Source organism: Paenibacillus sp. BC26 (genome assembly GCF_900116125.1).
In the GTDB taxonomy this organism is placed as follows: Bacteria; Bacillota; Bacilli; order Paenibacillales; family Paenibacillaceae; genus Paenibacillus_Z; species Paenibacillus_Z lignilyticus.
In genome coordinates this window covers 1,367,720-1,386,167 of sequence record NZ_FPAD01000001.1, presented here as the reverse complement: position 1 = coordinate 1,386,167, position 18,448 = coordinate 1,367,720, and the positions used below count along the sequence as shown (strand labels likewise).

12 protein-coding genes are annotated in these 18,448 nt (G+C 51.7%); 2 read left to right on the top strand and 10 right to left on the bottom strand.

The window, feature by feature from the left end; genetic code table 11:
* Positions 1-18: 18 nt before the first annotated feature.
* Together BM412_RS05820 and BM412_RS05815 are read right to left on the bottom strand one after the other, a co-directional pair.
* Positions 19-549 (bottom strand): GNAT family N-acetyltransferase, encoded by a 531-nt coding sequence (locus BM412_RS05820; protein ID WP_091215112.1) that lies wholly within the window; start codon positions 547-549, stop codon positions 19-21.
* A 20-nt stretch (positions 550-569) separates the two neighbouring features.
* Positions 570-3,350 carry an adenylate/guanylate cyclase domain-containing protein gene (locus BM412_RS05815; RefSeq protein WP_091215110.1) on the bottom strand — a complete coding sequence of 927 codons (2,781 nt, stop codon included), beginning with the start codon at positions 3,348-3,350 and terminating at the stop codon, positions 570-572.
* A gap of 207 nt (positions 3,351-3,557) precedes the next feature.
* Here BM412_RS05815 and BM412_RS05810 point away from each other — a divergent pair, with 207 nt between their 5' ends.
* Positions 3,558-3,944 (top strand): DUF4280 domain-containing protein, encoded by a 387-nt coding sequence (locus BM412_RS05810; protein ID WP_091215108.1) that lies wholly within the window; start codon positions 3,558-3,560, stop codon positions 3,942-3,944.
* Between the two features lie 5 nt (positions 3,945-3,949).
* Entirely contained in the window at positions 3,950-5,866 is a 1,917-nt protein-coding gene (locus BM412_RS05805) for a hypothetical protein (RefSeq protein ID WP_177245675.1), read from the top strand.
* Between the two features lie 350 nt (positions 5,867-6,216).
* On the opposite strand, the gene BM412_RS05800 is transcribed toward BM412_RS05805, so the two are convergent.
* From BM412_RS05800 to BM412_RS05765, 8 genes are all read right to left on the bottom strand, one after another.
* Positions 6,217-7,905, bottom strand: coding sequence for a hypothetical protein (locus BM412_RS05800; RefSeq protein ID WP_091215104.1), 1,689 nt, complete (start codon positions 7,903-7,905; stop codon positions 6,217-6,219).
* 49 nt (positions 7,906-7,954) lie between these two features.
* Positions 7,955-9,979 carry a phage tail protein gene (locus BM412_RS05795; protein ID WP_091215102.1) on the bottom strand — a complete coding sequence of 675 codons (2,025 nt, stop codon included), beginning with the start codon at positions 9,977-9,979 and terminating at the stop codon, positions 7,955-7,957.
* A 128-nt stretch (positions 9,980-10,107) separates the two neighbouring features.
* On the bottom strand, positions 10,108-12,405 hold the full coding sequence (locus BM412_RS05790) for a putative baseplate assembly protein (protein WP_091215100.1): 2,298 nt from the start codon (positions 12,403-12,405) through the stop codon (positions 10,108-10,110).
* A gap of 45 nt (positions 12,406-12,450) precedes the next feature.
* On the bottom strand, positions 12,451-15,534 hold the full coding sequence (locus tag BM412_RS05785) for a baseplate J/gp47 family protein (RefSeq protein WP_091215098.1): 3,084 nt from the start codon (positions 15,532-15,534) through the stop codon (positions 12,451-12,453).
* A gap of 25 nt (positions 15,535-15,559) precedes the next feature.
* Positions 15,560-15,958 carry a GPW/gp25 family protein gene (locus BM412_RS05780; RefSeq protein WP_091215096.1) on the bottom strand — a complete coding sequence of 133 codons (399 nt, stop codon included), beginning with the start codon at positions 15,956-15,958 and terminating at the stop codon, positions 15,560-15,562.
* Between the two features lie 30 nt (positions 15,959-15,988).
* A complete protein-coding gene (locus BM412_RS05775; RefSeq protein WP_091215094.1) occupies positions 15,989-16,702 on the bottom strand; it encodes a phage baseplate assembly protein V in 714 nt (237 codons plus the stop codon).
* Positions 16,699-17,799, bottom strand: a complete 1,101-nt coding sequence (locus BM412_RS05770; RefSeq protein ID WP_091215092.1) for a phage late control D family protein — start codon at positions 17,797-17,799, stop codon at positions 16,699-16,701. Before BM412_RS05770 ends, BM412_RS05775 begins: the two co-directional genes overlap by 4 nt.
* Positions 17,800-17,802: 3 nt before the next feature.
* Positions 17,803-18,429: a CIS tube protein gene (locus BM412_RS05765; RefSeq protein ID WP_091215090.1), complete on the bottom strand. Its 627-nt coding sequence runs from the start codon at positions 18,427-18,429 to the stop codon at positions 17,803-17,805.
* Positions 18,430-18,448: the final 19 nt, after the last annotated feature.

The following is an 18,448-nucleotide window of genomic DNA, read 5'->3' as shown; positions in this document are numbered from 1 at the left end:
TTCTGAATTTGTTTACGCTCATGATCCGATAATTTCCTCGTAACGGATGCTGTTCAGCTTTAGGCTGTAGATCAACCGGTCTTCCCCTTCGAAATAATAATCGGGACAGCGGCCCGCCAACGTAAAGCCTTGACGCTCAAACAATCTGCGCACCGGCTTGTAGATATCCGTGTCGCAAGTATACGTCAATAGGTAACGCGCTGCCCTGGAACGCAGCACCTCGGTCATGTCGGTCAGCAGGAGTGACGCGATGCCGTGATTGCGGTACTTCTTATGGACGACAAGGTAATCCAAGTAGTAACCGCCCGTCTGCTGTTCATTTTGCAAATACCCGATAACGCCGATCATTTCGTTCTGTTCATTTTGAACAAAACGGTATTCATAGTCGGATGTCAGCGCATTGAGCGGATTGGTCAGATAATGCTGGATTTCACCGGGCGTATGGTTGACATCGTCGAACGAGTCATCCGACAGAAAGAACGAGCTGATTCTCCTTGCTTCTTCTTCCAGCTTGAGCGGTTGCACCTGAAAGATCGTTTGTCGTATCATTCGTTAATCCTCCCTTCGCCTTATGAAACGGCCAGTGTGCCATTCCAATCGACTGCAGTGCCCCTTTGAAAATATTCATCGCATAGATAGAAGTACAGCTTGGCTGTTTTGTCGAGACGGTTCCACTTGATCACCTCAACGAAGGTCTCTCGCGCGTCGAAGAACCGGCCTTCCTGATACAGCTGAATGCCCCGCTCGAACAGCTTCTTCGTCTTGTCCTTACCGGAGCGAAGCGCCTCCGTATCGCCTTCATAGACATCGTAAAGCTCGATTGGATCCGGATTGCCTTCGATATGTACACGGCCAAGCCAGCGGAATTGGAACCGTTCCGGCGCTTCCATCGACTCCAGCGCGGATCGCGTCACAAGAATGGAAACCCCCAGCGTCTCCGAAAGCTCCTCCAAACGCGAGGTCAACGTCACATCGTCCGATATGACATTGCTCTCCATCTTCGTCTCTTCGCCGATAATACCGAGCATAAGCGGCCCTTTATGAATCGCGATGCCGATTTCGACCGGAATATAATTCACTTTGGCTCTGTGGCCGTTATAGACGAGCAATTCTTTCCGAATGGCGATTGCCGCTTTAATCGCATCTTCGGTTCGACTCGGGAACAAGGTCATGAACCCTGCGCCCAGGTAATTGCTAATGAGACCGTTCTCCTTACGTACAAGGGGTCCGAAGCGACTCAGAAACGAGTTCATGAAATTGAAATTCTCTTTGGGCGTCAATCCCTTGGACATCTCATAGAACTGTCTCAGCTTCGTCACCATGACAACCATGTTCTGCTGCACCTGATCGCCGAGATGCACATCGAGAATGCCTCGTTTGCCCAAATATTTAAATACTTGCTGAGGCACGAATCGGAACGATGCCTCGCTGAAAGCCGTGATATCGCTGATATACTGCCGAATGTGGCGCACCATGAGATTAAACTGCTCGCCGAGGTCTGCTACTTCATCGCGCGAGCGAATATGGACTTCTGCGTCCCAATTGCCATTCGTAATATCGGTAACGCTCTTGCGCAGCTTCCGCAAGGACGCGAGCAGGAAGTAGGACGATAACATAAACACTAATAGGATGAGTACCGTAATGATCGTAATATTCTTAAATATCGTTTGATTAATCGTCGCATTCTCCGCACGTAAGACGTTCAAATCGCGGCCTGTCTCGTAAATGCCGACAATATCGCCTTTCGAGTTGTACACCGGAGCAATCGCATAGGTCCATTGCCCATTCGCATCTACCCAGCTGCCGCTCATGACCTGCCCCTGCTCAACGACCGGAAGGTTGTCCTCCGATAACGGGAAAGGTTTAAACATGTTTACGCCATCGTCATCATCTGCAATGATATAGAGCTTGCCGTTCTCGTATTTGTATACCGTGCTGTACAAGCCTCTGCGGTCAATGCTGTTATCATGCTGGAACAGGACGTTCATCCGCTTTTTGATCTCTTGATAGTCGGCGCTCATGAAATCATTCGGTGATGTGAGCTTCTCCAGCCGATCGCCATCGATGATGTATTTGCCGCTCTGCGCGAGCACAGACAGTTCTCGCTTCATTTCCTCTTCCATTTTGCCGGAGAAACCGTCGTAGATGGAATTAGAAAGCAGCACCATTGATACCGTAACCAAAGGGACAAACACGACCATTTGCTTGAGGAAAAACGAAATGCGCCGGCGCATGATATGGATGTACACAAGACGCGCCGATGCAGTCAGTACCAGCAAACCAGCTGCGGCAGCACTCCAGACAAGCCATTGCTGCGTTCGTTCTTGATTGCTGAAATGCAGCTGTGCAAAAGACGGCGTTACTGCCCCGTTGCTGCTCTGTTTCATCAATCGGTCAGCCAGCAGCAGCTCAATGCTCCCATCCGCATGCAGGGAATAGTCCGCAAGTTCCAAGCTTTCCGCTTCCGGGACAGCCGCTGACAGTGCAGGTTCTTCCAGCAGCAAAGTAATCGGGTTCGCTGTATTAGGCGAGAGTTTCGTTAATGCGTTTATGGATCGATCGATGAACATGATATTTCCGTTGCCGTCCAGCTTCAGACGCTCCGGGAAGTTTTTGCGCGTTTTCTCCATGCCTGCAACCGGATAGAGCGACTTGCTCGTCCCGTCAGCGGCCACTTCGTAAATCGCGCCTCGCTTCGTTGTGAAGTAAATGGAGCCCGGCTCTGTTCCATACACCTCAGAGAGGTATCGGTTCGGCGGGAGCTTAAATGCGAAGGGCTGTGTCCACTTCCCGTTGTCCAGAGAAAGCTGCTTTTGCTGAACTTCATTTGCTTTGCTTATGTAGAAGGTTAATAAATTATCTTTGATTTGGAGCGCTCTTAGCTGGCCGATTCGTTTGCTCGTCTGGTCGCCTTTCCACATGAAGAGCTGTTTATCGAACTTGCCCTCTTCGGTATAGCGTACAATTTCCTCAGACTCTACATACAAGCCGTATTGATCGAGTACCGTATTGATGGTATAAACCCGGCCCTGCTCGTCCACGGCCAGCTCGCTGAAATTGCCGCGATTATTACTCGATTGTTTGATCCTGTACTTAAGTTTGCCATCGCTGTCAATGGCTTGAATTTGCTGCTTCGCATCGCTAATTACGTAGACATCGCCATTGTTTCCGGGTGCAATAGCCGACAAATTCGAAAGTGCGGTCGCATCCTTCGTCGGATTCCGGGTGAGCTCGTTTCGATGCAGAAACAAGTATACCGACAGTCCTAGTAAACCGCATAAAAGTATAGTCAACCATAGACGGGGATAGCTGCTTCTGTTCGAGGATTTAATAGGCTTTTGCTGATTCATCTGCAGGACGCTCCCTTTCAGAGAGAAAAATAGCGATTTACTACCATACTACTACAAAGTGCGCCAAGAGACATCAAAAAACTGCATAATTTCGCCAAAAACCGACATCTCTTATTGAAGCCGGGAAATGCTTTATAGTACTATTAACTAAAGAGAATATAGTTCGGAAGACATCATTGAAAGTCTATCAGACAAAGGGGAACGATTATGGGTCAGCTTGTTTGTCAAGGCGCAATGCTGCAGTGCTCATTTGGTGTAGCACCGAGTGCGCTCAACGTCTTGCCCGCGAATCGGGTCATGACTGCGATGCCGATTGCCAACATTATGGACAATAAGCCAATGGTCAATATTATGCCCTTCGGTATGTGCAGCTCGCTCGCGAATCCCCAGGTTGCGGCAGCTACTGCTGCGGCGCTCGGCGCATTGACGCCAATGCCTTGCATCCCGGTTACGGCGGCCCCTTGGGCGCCCGGTTCTCCGACTGTCTTAGTCGCTAATATGCCGGCTTTAAACAATTCTTCCAAATGTCTGTGCAACTGGGGCGGCATGATTCAAATTACTGTGCCCGGCCAGTTCACGATCCAGGTGCCCTGATGAAGATGCTGGAGCAATTCCTCAAACCGTTTATTAAACCATTCAAGAAACTCTTCATGATCCCCATGAAGTATGCGAAGCAGCTGCCCAAGTTTCTGCTCGTGTTCCTTGGCAAATGGGTCAAATCGATTCTTAATCCGGCGGAACAATCGGTCAAAAACTATATTCCGTTCGGCCGCTTCTTCATTGCGAAGAAGCTTGTAGTCATCATTGTGCTAGTCGGACTGGTCATCTTCTATTTCGGCTTTATCAAGCCGCCGAAGATACTGAATAAGCTGCTTGCGCGCACCCCTAAGATTGAAGCAACCGCAGCAAGCTTAGCCTCCTTCACGGGCACAGCCAAGATCGTTAATGCGGATGGTTCGCTGCTCTACCAGGGCGGAATTGCTGCCGGATTATTCGAAGGTACCGGCAAGTTGTATAGCAAGGATGGCAAACTGTTATACCAAGGCGACTTTGCCAAAGGGCTCAAGAACGGCATGGGCGAGCTGTTCGATCAAGACGGCAAGCTGCTCTACCGCGGAACGTTCACTCTTGATCAATACGGCGGTCCCGGAACCTTGTTCTTCAGCGATGGGAAGACGCATTATGAAGGTGACTTTGTCGGAGGTAAATTCGAAGGCAATGGCACGCTCTACAACGAGCTTGGCGGGATGCTGTATGCAGGTGGTTTCCTGCAAGGCGCTTACGGCGGCGTTGGCAAGTCATACGATACCGACGGTGCTGTCGTCTATGACGGCAACTGGGCTAACAATGCGTACGAAGGCGCCGGGAAGCTGATGAGGCCGGACCAGACGGTGCAGGTCGAAGGCGAATTCAAGAACGGAGCGCTCTCCGGTGAAGGCACCGAATATTATCCCAATGGGGTCGTGAAATACAAAGGCGCCTTCCAGCTTGGTTTATACAATGGTCTCGGCTCCTTCTTCACTGAGAAAGGAACCATTGCTTACACCGGCGGCTTCAGCAGCGGCGTGAAGCACGGAGACGGACAATCCTTCGATATTGCTACGGGAACCGTGCTTTATGCCGGCAAATATAAGAACGGTCGTTATGACGGCGTCGGCGCGCTCAACGACGCGGATGGCAATACCGTGTACAAAGGATTTTTCCAAGGCGGCAAGATCAACCTAGCCGGCTTCATCAGCCTCACACGCAAGAAGCTGCAAGATGTGCTCGGCGAAGCGGATGCCCCGGCTGAAGCATCAGCCACGGAAGGCACTGAAGAAGTAGGTGCAGCGGTTGATCCTCCTGTTGAAGATTTGGCCCCTGCAGAGGGCGGTGCCGATGCGGTTCAAGATCAAGCAAATGGAAGCACAGCAGGTAATGGTACTGATACTGGAGCTGGATCAGGCACGGGAGCTGAAGCTGATGGAGAAACAGGCGGAGATGCCGGTGGGAAAGCAAGCGCTAGTAATGAAGCAACCAGCCCCCCTCCTGTAAGTGATGATAAAGCTGCAGAGGGCGATAAATCAAAGCCGGTGAAGACGGCATCTGCCGAGAAGTCGACAACAACGGAACAAGCTGCGACTCCTAACGAGGCTTCCACTTTAGAGACTTCTACTACTGAGCAGCCTACCGCCTCTGAAGAGCTTCCTGCCGGCGATGCTGCGGCGACATTACCAGCCGGTCCATCGTTAATGACCTATGCCGCTTATCAGCTGTCTTTTATGCTGGAGCCGGACGAAGCGAATCCCGAAGAGGCCTACGTAGCCGAGGTTAACCTCTGGAACAAATTCATTATTGCCGAACTCCTGAAACAAGTCCAAGCGTTGAAGATAGAAGGCAAGAAAGAAATCATCGATGCCGACAAATCCATCATGGTTTATAAGCTTGGCGACTTCTATCTCACCTTTACTTATTATAAAGCGGAGAAAGTACCGGTCCGACTCAGCGTGACGAAATCGATGCTGCAAACCGAGTAATAGCTCCATGGCAAAAAGGCGGTGCAGAGTTCAACCTCTGCACCGTTTTTTTTATTGTCATTATTTGAAAGGCTTAAATGCTGCATGAAATGCAACAAAAGCAATTATTTACGGTTGAGAAATTAGATATGCTGCGTAATATGCAACATTTAGGCTCTGTATGGCATTTGGGGGCTCGTATTCTAAGAGAATGTTGCCTTTTCGGCAACATTAGTAGTGTATTGCTGTTGAGTAGGTGAATATGTTGCAGATTGTGCAGCATTTGGAGCACACTGTCCCATGCCAAACAAAAGCTGTCTCAAAAGTCACTACTACACTTTTGAGACAGCTCTTCACTTTGCATTCCATATCTATTTATCCGTTGATGCCGCTGCTTCCTTCATCCCCGCTTGGATCACCTTCGCAGCAGTCGTTGCTGCCGATTCGACCACCACAGCCGTTTCCGTTCCCGGCAGTTTCTTGAACGCCCACCAGCGCAGCTTGATCGCCGACGCTTCTGTCGCTTGTCCGAGTTTCATCCCGATGCGGAACGTCCCTTTGCTTGGATAAACCACCGTGCCGAACGTAACGTTAGGCAGCTGGGACTCGAATTCGCTTCCTTTGAACACATCCGAAGATCCATAATACACCTGATCGCTTGCTTGCAGCAGATCGGATGTAATATTCACATCTTTATCTTCGAGACCGACCATTACGTAAAGTTGACCTTCGCCAAGCCCGCTCTCAATTTCGCCTGTCACATAATTCTTCTGCCCGCGAGAGAAGAAATAAAGACCGCTCTTGGCATTCGGCTCCAACTCTACCGTTACCGTACCGGTAGCCATCTCGTCTTGCAAATGCTGCGGCTGCGGAACGCCGAGCTTGAAGGAGAATTCGCTTCGCTCCGGATTGTAATCCACATCCAGTCGAGGTTCTTCGCCGAACGGCACGGTAAAAGCTTCCGATGATGTGAAGAACTTAGACAGCTGTTCATTTGTTCCGAAAGCGCCTACTCGCTGCAACAGCGATGGATTGTACACATATTCGCCGAAAGGCACACGCTCAACGCCTTCGATCATATAAGTCGGTCCCATCTGAAGCAAGCTAATCTTCGCGAGACAGATGCTTTGCTCAGCAACGCCATCGACGGCTTGATCCAGCGTCCGATCAAAATAATCCCGCATGATGCGTTCAACCGCCGACTCGCTAATGATCTCCACTTCATGTGTCGGATTACTATCGATCGGAACGCGCAGGTCGCCGATATTTAGGACGAAACTCTGACTGTCGATGCGCAGCGATGCTTTCCGCCCATTCGTCCAATTGGCCGCTTTCACGGAATACGTATAGGTATATTCGGTTTCTTGTCCGTCACCGGGCTCTGAGAACGAAACCAAACCATCCGTCAGCCCTACCGGTGTCAGACCGTCCGCTTCCACTTGATACTCTAGCGAAATGCGCGGTGTTTGCAGCGTTTTCTCTACAACAAGCGTGACATCGACTACCGCTTCCTGCCCTGCATACTTCGGCATACGCTGATAGATGCGAACTTGTCCATCCTGATAGATCGGCGCAATGACCTCAGATAGACGAACATGCTCGAAGGAGGCCGGATCCGGCGCCTCCTCCTTGATAAATAAACGGTAGCTCTCCAGAACGCGATTATATTCGCTGACATCCTCGGAACGAACCGCGGAATTCGCAATCGCATGGACCGGCTCTTTGCCTTTCTCATCATAAGCCGCGTAGAGATAAACGTTCTTCTTATACTCGTTGTTCGTGAAACCCTCGATCATCGACAGCTTCAGCGTCGTCGGAGATGGAATTACGATCTCGCGGCCGGCATAATCGATTGCCACGCCCATCTCGACCGTAATGGATTTGTCGTCGACCGCCACGACATGCATGCCGGACACGACCCCGCTTCCAACAAGAAGCCGATTCAGCAGACGGCGCTTATCGCCGACATATTTTTGCTCGGATTCGAAATCCCGAACCGTTAGCAGCTTCCCATAGAAATAACGATTCCGTTCAAACGGGTAATACCTGCTTTTCTTCACTCCATCAGCTCCTAATCAATTAGTCCAGGATCATACGTCTGTTCATGCTCTATTCCATCTCTGAATCCAAGCCTAAGCGGGTATGCAGATCCAGCCGTCTGTCGCGGTCGACGTCGACGATGATCGTGTCGCTCGGCATCGAACGGTTCGGATCGATTCGCAGCAGCGACGGCTCCGATAACAGGGTGTTGACCTCCAGATACGTATGCATGTCGAGGTACATCCACGGCTGAAGCACAATCAGATGCGCATCCGTAAACGCCGGTTTATGCTCATTGAGCATACGTTCAAGCATGAGCCTCTGCTTCTCTGTATTCGCCTGCTCTGTCGTGACTAGTACGGAGAAGCTGCAAGGATGCATTCCGTATAATAAATCGGTCAGCTCGCGAAGCTCTGAGGATTCCCGCATCATTTTATATTGAAAATATTCCACGATAAACGGTTTGCTGCCCGTGTAAATCTCGACCATCTTCTCAATTCCCCGACGGGTACCTCTGTATCGATACAACTGCGGCGCCTCTCGGATGAACCGGCGAATTTGCTCATCGCTCCAATGCTCGTCCACCTCGATGCCAAGCCAGCTGCCCAGCCACTTCAAATACGGTCCTTCCGTCAGATCGCTGTCCAAGTGGCGCGGAATATCTTGAACCTGCGTCTCGATACTATCGAACATCGTGCCGAACAGGGCAAGGAATCGTTCTGTGAAACCCGTCGAATCTTCCTGATAAACGGCAGGCAGATGACTCAAATACGTACTGCGCGGAAACACAACCCGAAGCTTGGAAAGGCAAGGTGTTTTCCGCTCGCTGCCGATCCATTCGATCTTAAGCCACATGTACCGGCCTTTGGCATCGAAGAACAGCGCGTCCTTCGGGTTGGTAACCGGCGCCGACCAGAACGGTTCCAGCGTTCGCGATTTCTCCAGCATGTCACGGCTCGGATCCCGCAAGAAATCATCCATCGCCATGAATCTGCCGCCGATGATCATCTGCTTCTGATCGGAGCAGAAGTACGAGATACGCAGCTGCGTTTCGTCCGGGATATCCGCTTCCAGCACCATCTTGTGCCACACCGTCTCTGCTTCCGTGCTGTCTAATGCCGTTGTCAGGCAAATGCCTTCGAGAGCGCCTGTTTCCATCCGCTCCATCGTCCTTGGCTGAAGCTCGAGCACCGTGACCGTGCCTTCTTCGGCATTCAGAATATACATGCGGTCGCGTGCGTCGAACATCAGCTTATCCGCTTTGCCTCTGGAACCCGGTACCTTCGTAATGAATTCCCCGGTTTCGCCGAGGTTCAATACGAACCGATCGTCTTCCCCCTCATCAGCGATATGTCTGGAGTCGCCAATGTAGAGCTGATTCATCGAATCGACTGCCAGTCCGGCAAATTTCAAGGATGGCAGAAACATTCGCGAGAGCATCTCCCCTTCATAAGAGAAGCCGCGCAGCGTATGCGCCTCACTATCAAACACATACACGCTTCGTTCCTTAGAGACAGCAACGTAGAAGCGCTTATATAAGTAATGCAGCTTCACGGCTGTAGGCAGAACCCACTTTTCCTCCGAAACGATGCCTGCACAATGTCCGTTCCGATCGATCTTCACTATCCCAATTCCGGTGCCTGCCGGAACGATTAGGTCGCCATCCGGATTCCGCTCGACTGCCAGCGGCGTTACCACATAGAAATAATGATCATCGGAAGCCGCCGCGATGGGATAGAGCCCGACTCCATTACATTCGCTTAAGCTCCAATACGTCTGGGAGTTCCCGATGGCATAAGCCGAGCATTGCTGCCTCTCCGGATCCGCCACCAGAAGCGTGTCGCCGATGACTGCAAGCAACGATCGGATGCCAAACAGTCCATGGCCGCTCGGAAACAGCTTCTCGTGATGATGGTACTCCGAATCATATAGCCACACGTCACTGGCTGCATCCAGGACATATAGTCTGCCGTAAGGCCCGATGACGAACTCGTGCACTTCGCGTATGCCGTCTAATTCGTTCAGATGCAGTGTGCTGCGTATGCCGTATTTTTGCGTTTGAGTAATGCGAAGTCCGGCCTCTGTCCATTCCAAGTTGGCCTTACTGCTCGCAGCCCAGTCACTTTCCTTATTCAGTGAGAAAAACAGCGTCCCCTGCTCCAGCCCGTCTCCCCCCTTATGCTTTCTTATGTCCTACTCTGCTCCAATGCAAGGTTTCATTCTCACAGGTTCGTTCTGCTGATTAGTTCGATCTCATGACCGGCTGAGTACACCAATCCGTATGGAGGAAGCTCGATATCGCCACCGGACGTTTTGGTCCAGCCATGCCCTTCAGCATCCAGCCACAGTTCCTGAATATAGGCGACGCCTTTCATTTCATTCATGAGCCCGAACAAATCTCCTTTGTATACCGTTCTGCCAAATGGCCAGCCCGTCGACCCGTCACGGCCATCAAGCGGCCTCAGCAGCCGATTGAGCGCCATGACGATCTGTTTGCTTTCATCGACAAAATGAGGCTCGACGACGATAATTGCATGCACCGTAATCCCGATATATTCAGGTGCAATGACATGAACCTCAGTCGTAATCAATCTTCGTTCATCCAGATGTCGCTTCACGCTCTCCAGAAACCCCATGCTCGGAGTCGGTGTAACTGCAGGACTGTAAGGAACAACCGCTACCGTTAATTGTCCCGGCGCTTGGTTGCGAGGATAGTCCTTTAACCCTTTCATATAGAGCGGCAGCGCCTTGACTCTTGCTACCCGCAGTCCCGGCGTATGTCGAACGATATGCTCGACATCTTCTGCCGTAACCGCGCGAAACGGCTCATGGAGTTCTCTGCGGACACGCTCGATACACGCTTCAAGCGATTCCGCTTCAGTTCCGCCTACAGCAAACTGATAGTTCGTTACGGTTAGCTGTCCGAGCAGTTGTTCGCTTGCCTCATTAAGCGAGGTGATTTCTGTAATCAGATGGGGCTTTACGTTACCGCGGGTTCCGCCGCCCAGTAAGCAGGCAATAACCCAAATATTGGGCTCATCGCAGGCTTGAGGCACACTTCCTCGCTCATTATCGCCAAATTTAATCTCATGCTCCGCTGCGTCGAACAAGAAGTGCCGATCCGTGGAGGTCGAGTTGTCGAAGTTATCCACTTCGGTCCAATCCTCCCACAACCAACTTCCGTCTTGAAGCCTACGACCGATCTGGAGTGTAAATCGATCATTCTGCAACGGATAATCATAGACAACCAGCTTCTGCCCCGGTAAACCGTTGCTCTGTCCGATGATACACTGCTCACGGAAAGTCTCGGTCTGGGCGATCACCCGCAAGACCGTCTTCCTTTGCTCTGGAAGTGACGCCCGACTTGGGCTTCCATCTCCGGTTCTCAAAGTGACAACCGCTTCACCCGTTTCAATATTCTGTTGCAGCTCGTAGTCTGACGCTTCCAACAGATCGATCCAGCCGCCTGACTCGTGCATGGATTGCACGCGTATGAAGCCGTTAGCGGCAAGGTAGGACGAAGCAATCATTTCATCCTTGTCCCCGCCTGTCAGATCGGCGTGGAACAATTCACTGAATGTATACTGTTGGACGGCTTTCACCGTATTAAACGCAATATGTTCGATGCGCGGCGGATTCTCATAGCCCGATTGCTCAACCGTGCAGCAGAACCAGTAGCGCCCTCTGTCATTAGCCGGATGGACCATGACCGGTCTCATTCCATGAGGGACGCGGAATGTGATCATTCCGCTATACATCAGCTGAACGGTATCATCATGGACAAGCTCGAGCGGCATCCACGCGGAAGGTCCGCTGCCGGCAGCGCCGATCTCCCTTGCTTGTTGACCGTTCTCTGCACCTGTTAGTTCAGACGGTGAACCGTTATTTCCATAAAATTTCCACGATACCTTGGCAGAAGGTACGATTGCCTTGCTTGCGTCATCTACGGGGATAAGCGGAACCAGCCCATCGTCGAATAACGAGATCGCCATGGTCAGCTCATCCCCGGGCATCAGCTCAAGGTCAAAAGCGATGTACAGTCTGCTGCCTTGACGAGCTTCAGGGCCGAATGCGTAGAAGGAAACACCGACATGGTCGTTAGTGGAAGTGTAATCATTGGCCTCTTTATCCGTTCGAACGATAATCCGGTCGATTCGGGCCGGATGCAGCCGGATCGGTTCCGTCGTTTCGAATGGTTGATCCTGGGCCTGCAGCTTCGTGCCCTTCGGCAGCATAAGCGGCCGATTCGCGCCTTGGAAGCTGACCTTCGTGTGCGCGCGATGGGCAAGCTGCGGCTTAGCGCCAAGCAGCTTTAGAAACTTAAGCTGGTTGCGCTCCGGCACTCGATTGATATAGAACTGCTGCATTTCGCTTAACCATGCGAACAGTTCAATCATCGTAATACCGGGATCATGCGCATTCTCATCCGTCCACTCCGGCATAAACTTCGGAATCGCTTTACGCGCTTCTTCCACGATTTGCTGAAATCGACGATCGTCTAAATTGGGGACCGGCAGCAAGACGTGCACCTCCTTTCTTGTTCGGTGCCTGAAGGCACGCTCGTATCAGCTCGTTGTCACTTTCACGGTATGCGTGCCGCTGCAGAGCAAAGCATGCGGATACATAGATTGTTTGGACGGATCAATTTCGATCGAAGTGCCGTCCTCCACCTTTAACATGGAGATATAAAGCTTATCTATATTTTTGATCGTACGAACGGATTTGAGCAGGGAATAGAAGAGCGATTCGTGCAAGGTTTCGCCAATCTCCCAGCCATGTCCGTCCAGCTTGCCGCGAATCGGATCCAGAAATTGCGCAAGTCTTGTTTGGCATGCAGACTCCGTAGGCAGCACATCCTCAAGAGACTCAACTGTAACTGAAACCGTAACCGATACATACAGAAATGCCGGAGCAATGACTTGAACCGAAGGTTGATGAGAAACCGTGTTTGCCGCACGTTCAATCAAATAAGCTTCAATTTGACGTTTCAACGCGGGAAACAAGGCATACCCGGAATCGCCCGGCTCCGATAAGGCTACGAGCGTAATCGAGCCTAAGCTGCGTTCCAGATGCACGTTTCGATTAGGCAGACATTTTACTTTGGCCAGTCCGGGATATGCCTCTCTTGCGAGCCATTCGAAATCCTCTGCCGTTACCGCGCGGCCTTGATGCTTCAGTCGCTGCGGCCCGCGCAGCAAAGCTGCATCGAGGTTCTCTGTATGACAGCCGCCGCCGGCTGCGCTTGGGTTCGTTGCACCAGCGATGAACGCGATGGATTGCAGCAGTCCTGTAATCTCCCCGGCCCCAACATTACCTTCTGCTCCTGCCGTTACTTTGTAATTCACGCGAATGCTATCCGGACCGCCGCCTGGTACGGCGCGACCTCTTATTCCTTCACCAAAGGTAACGGTTCCTGCAGAACCATCAAGTACATAATGACGATCAAGCGCCGATGAAGTAAGGAAAGACTCTACCCCGCTCCATTTGACCCACACGCGCTGCACTTGCCCTTCGCTGTCATACAAAACCTCGATATCGGCGGGAGCTTGCAGCAACTGCTCGTCCAACTCATGCTTCGGTATCGTTTCGGTCTCATCGACCCAAACTTCCTCCGCAATGACCGGCGACCTGGATAGTCGATACACGCCGCGTGTGCGCTCCGGCGTCTCTCCGGTAATGGTTCGCTGCTGCAGCACTTGCACGGCGTTCATATCCAGCCGTTTGGCAGCAGGTTTTGATTGGTCTGCTAAGTCATAACAGCCATCACGATTGACCGCACGTAACCAATAACGTTCTCTGCCATAGAGCAGCGTCTCATGAAGCTCCGGCGGACCAGCAAATTGGACTAGGCCGCTTTCGGTAAACCCGTTCGTTTCATCTATGACAGATAGAGGCTTCCAATGCACCGTGGTACCTTCGCGGACGAGTGCCTCCCACTCGATCCATGGCCGCTTCGATGCATCCCGCTTCGAAGGCTGGAGCGTAACTTGCATCGTAATCGGCCCTTTGAGCGGAGGTGAATCAAAGCCAAATATAACGGCGGGATAGCTGCAATCAATAGGCTCAAACGGACGAAACGGCTTGCCGCCGCCGCTTGCCTCTCTCGTCACTTCCTTCATCGCTGCATTGTTGAACACGATGGCGGAAGCTGCCGGGAAAGTTCGGTCCTCGTAATGATATTGAAGCTTCAATTCGTCCAACCAGGGCGTGACATAGATCATTTCCGGCGCGTACATGTTATCCATCGCCACGACACGGACACGAATCCAATAGTCAAACTGTGCATTGACGAAGGTTTGCTCTAAATCCTGAGGGCAATGCAGGGAAACATTGCAGCGTAGATCTTCATGCTCGGGCAGCTCGCTAAACAAGGTTTCATAACGTTCGCTTCCGGGAATTCGCACCCATCCGCTGCCGTTCCAATATTCCCACAGGACGCGCTGAATCCGAATTTTCGGCGGATCCTTCTTCTCCAGCTCTGAACGGCGCATAATCATCCGCCAGCGGATTTCCGGATCCGGTGCCGTGCGCAGAGCACTCGGCAATGTTTTCATCCTGAAGCTCACATCAAGTCTGCCTTCTCTCTTGCAGAATGCTTCTTCGCTGCTGATATAAAACGTAGAATAAGGCGCAAAATGCTCACCGAACGGATAAAATCCGTCGCTGCTCAGCTCCATATCGTTGTGAATAAGCATCGTTGGCGGAATGCCGTCAACGCCCTGGTTCGGGTCGAACGCAGACGTTAACGATAGCTGATCCAATTCTATATCTTGAGCCAGCAGCGGATTGGCGCTTGCCTCCGCCACTTTGAGCCTGCACCGAATATAGCGGCCTCCGATGCCGCCGACTTCCACCGAATCGATCGGTCGAACTTTTGTTTTATGTAAGAAAACCGTGTTCCCGGTGCGCGTAATCTCGTCGAAAGGCACCCATTCGCCTTCGGAATGATACGTCCATTCGAGCAGCTCCGTATCTGCCATAGCAGCAGCTAACTGCGGCTGCTTGTATCGTTTGGCGGAATGGAATAGATTTACGCGGATGATCGCGGGATGTGTCGCTAAGAAGAGATCATCCTCGCGCAAGTAGATGGCGTGCTCCTGCAGGTTAAGGCCATAAGCTGCTTGGAAGAGCGGTACATCCCCTTTTCCTTCGGCAAGCTTCTCGTGATAGGATTCAGCAGCTAACGTAATCGCATCAAGTGCCGGACTAACGCTAATGACATCCGTCAGTTTGGCCGGCGTTACGAGCATCGCGCGTTCACTTTCGAAGAGCAGCTCTTCGCCGCCGCTGGGCGACGGAGCCGTTAATTGCGTGCCTCGCGGAATCCATACCGGCTCGGTGGCACCTTCATTGATGCGAAATACGACATGGGTACGTGCAGGACGTGCCGACTGAAGCTTCGTTTCCAGCATGTTTAGGAATGCGATAAAGTTCTTCTCAGGCGTCCGGTTAAGCCGTTTCGCATTCTCTTGCAGCATGTTCGCCGCCAAATAGAACAGCGCTGTACCGGGGTCCGGGTCTTCAGGCGAGAAACGCCACTCCGGGGTATAAAAGGGGGCCGTTTCCTTCATCCAGCGGGCAAGAGCAGCCAGATCGCGCTTATCAATTGCCTGCGGCGCGCCTGCCCCGCTTCGGGTATTGTTCATCATGGTCTCCTGCTCCACCCTTTGTCATCTACTTCGTGCCTTCCTCCAAATAGAAAGGATAGACCTGATTGAACAGATTGTTCGTGCTCCGGACGACATACGAAATATGGAGCAGCAGCTTGCCGGCCCCAGCACCGTCCTGCTCCGCGTGAACCTCGACCTCATGCACGCGAGGCTCCCAGATTCGGATCGCCTCTTGAATGTTGGTCTCCAATAATCGCAGCGTCGTTTCGTCCGTCGTCTCGAACACGAACTCGTGAATGCCGCAGCCGAAATCAGGGCGCATGACACGCTCCCCTTTATTCGTCCACAGAATAATGCGAATGGCCTCCGCGATGTCGTCTTCTTTCTCCGCCGTCTTGATTCGTCCCGTGGTGGAGTCGACTTCTATGGGGAATTTCCAGCCTCTACCCAGAAATGATGCCATAACCGCCATCCCCCTTCTGCCTGTCGCAGCCTAATTGATTTTGACCATCGCGCCTTTGATGTTGACGATGCCGTCCGATTTGATATCGACGGTTCCGCCGCCTTTAAGGTTAAGTGCCGCGCTGGCTTCAATCTTAATCTGCGTCGATTTAATCGTGACTTCCTTCGAACTCGAGATCGTCACATCACCGCCGCCGGTAATTTCGATCTTGGTGGATGAACTTGTTAACGTCAGCTTCCCTGTTCCGCTTCCCACGATGGTAAGATTGTTCTTACCGCTCTTGTCGGTCAGCTTGATTTCCTCGATGCTGTCGGTGAATTCGATCTTGCTGCCCTTCTTCGTCTGCAGCGTGACTTTCTCTTTGGAGGACGTATCGTCGAAAATAAACTCATGTCCCGCTTTGGATTTGATTTTGCGGATATTGTTGTTCTCATCGCCGGCCGGCGCCGGATTGCTCTTGTTCCACAAAGAACCGATGACATACGGCTGATTGAAATCGCCCATATGAAACGCAACCAACACCTCGTCGTTCACTTCGGGAACAAACAAGCTTCCTCGATCTTTGCCGCCCATAAAAGTAATGCAGCGCACCCAGTCCGTCTCTTGCGTGATTTCGCGATGCGGAAACTTCAGCTTCACGCGGCCGATTTTGTCAGGGTCCTTATTATTCGTGACGACTGCGAGCATAACCCCTTCTATACCGCCTGAACCGCCGGAGCCGCCGCCGTACATGCCGTTACTCATATTGCATTTCCCCCTACCTCAAAGCTTGTCGTATATCCGGATGCGGAGATGGAGTGGCTGACTTCAGTGAGATACATCGGTTGATTGAATTTCGCGCCAAGTCCATCCAGTTTGATATAGCGTCCGGCACGGATTTCCGGAATCCCGATGCTTTCGCCTGAGCCTGTGACCAGATCCATGGCCCGTTCATTCATCATCGCGTCTGCCAGATCCTGCGCTTCCTGCATCGTCGTCGCATTCGTGTAGACATATTCTTTGGTGTAATCCGCCAGCGAGCGCATAATGTCCTTCCCTGTGCGGGAATTCGAACCGATAATATCGACTTGACCGGATGTAGCTTCGATAGCCGTGGACGTTTTCGGATCAAACCCTCTGACGATAACTTGGCTCACCTGATTGGAGATATCAACGCTGGTGGAGTAGCTGCGCAGGTTTTTACCGTACATCAGCGTGATGACCGGAGTCTTGGCATTCTTCGATTCGCGAAAATATAGCGTCTTGCCGACGACGAAAAAATCATAATCGTTCGACTTGGCCAGCTGTTTCAGAAACTGATAGTCCGTCATCCGAATTTGCTCGATGATCGGCCTCATCACCGTCGTTGTATCGACGGAAAGCTTCGCACCGTATTTCGCTCCGATAACCTTGACCACGTCGCTGTCCTTCTTTTCCTTCCATGAATTCGAATGGGAGCCCTTCATCATGAGGAAAGAAATATCCATGCCCGATACGCTGACTGTCGGATTGCCGTCAGACGGATATTCCAGATCCACCGACGTAATGATGCCGTAGAACACGGTCTCGAGCTTATCGGTGTAGCCCATCTTAATTTCCACGTATTTGCCGACAGCAAGAAAGCTGTTGATCCATTGAAACTCACGGCGAACCGGGTCAAATGCGTTCTGTACCGTAAAATGAAAGGAATCCGCCTTCTGATTCACCGTCGTATTCACCTTTACCGACGAAATCGCGACACTTTGCCGAATCATGCTGTTGCCATCAATGACGATTTCAAAAGCCGGCGCAAAGAAATTGCGATACTTCTGCTCCAGCGAATCAAATTGATAGGTGCTGTTATCGAACTTTACGTCTGCCATAAGCTAGTCCAACCTCGGTACGATAATTTTGCGGCCTGTCCGCAGCTGTCTTGGATTGTCGATCCCATTCGCTTCCGCGATCGCCCGCCATTCCCCCGGATCCTCGTACTCCTCGGCAGCAATCATCCAGAGCTGGTCTCCTTGCTTCAGCGTCTTCTGCTTCGTCCGGTCAGCGGACTGGCGCGGAATGTTCTGGTACTGCTCCTTCATGCTTTGCAAGGCACGGAAGGTAACGTTTAATGTAGCTCGAACCGGAAGTCCCGAATCGAGAAACATCGTGAATTTCTGCGAAACGCGTTCCACTACGCCTTTAAAATCCAACGAACCCCATACGAAGCGGCAGCTCGGCGGTGCATGCAAATCCTTATCCACATCGAGCAGTCTGGATACCTTAGCCGTAAGTAATCGTACATCCGTTGCTTTCTCGTACGTGTCGAAGAACAGGTCCATACTGAGCGTAGTCGCTTCACCGCTAATAAATTGGGCAATCGGAGTTTGTAGCCCCGGTATGGTCTGCCAAGCAAAAGTATTCGCTGATTCCAGCGAATACTCGCTGGGATTGAACAGCACTTCAAGCTGCTCTTGACCTGTACCCTTGGTGACGATGATTTTCGCTTTCTTCAGTGCCATACCGTAATCGCTCCTCCTA

Bases quoted from the DNA above. Each gene is read 5' to 3' on its own strand.
- BM412_RS05785 (WP_091215098.1), bottom strand. From the start codon at position 15,534: ATGATGAACAATACCCGAAGCGGGGCAGGCGCGCCGCAGGCAATTGAT.
- BM412_RS05775 (WP_091215094.1), bottom strand. From the start codon at position 16,702: ATGAGTAACGGCATGTACGGCGGCGGCTCCGGCGGTTCAGGCGGTATA.
- BM412_RS05805 (WP_177245675.1), top strand. From the start codon at position 3,950: ATGCTGGAGCAATTCCTCAAACCGTTTATTAAACCATTCAAGAAACTC.
- BM412_RS05815 (WP_091215110.1), bottom strand. From the start codon at position 3,350: ATGAATCAGCAAAAGCCTATTAAATCCTCGAACAGAAGCAGCTATCCC.
- BM412_RS05765 (WP_091215090.1), bottom strand. From the start codon at position 18,429: ATGGCACTGAAGAAAGCGAAAATCATCGTCACCAAGGGTACAGGTCAA.
- BM412_RS05780 (WP_091215096.1), bottom strand. From the start codon at position 15,958: ATGGCATCATTTCTGGGTAGAGGCTGGAAATTCCCCATAGAAGTCGAC.
- BM412_RS05810 (WP_091215108.1), top strand. From the start codon at position 3,558: ATGGGTCAGCTTGTTTGTCAAGGCGCAATGCTGCAGTGCTCATTTGGT.
- BM412_RS05820 (WP_091215112.1), bottom strand. From the start codon at position 549: ATGATACGACAAACGATCTTTCAGGTGCAACCGCTCAAGCTGGAAGAA.
- BM412_RS05770 (WP_091215092.1), bottom strand. From the start codon at position 17,799: ATGGCAGACGTAAAGTTCGATAACAGCACCTATCAATTTGATTCGCTG.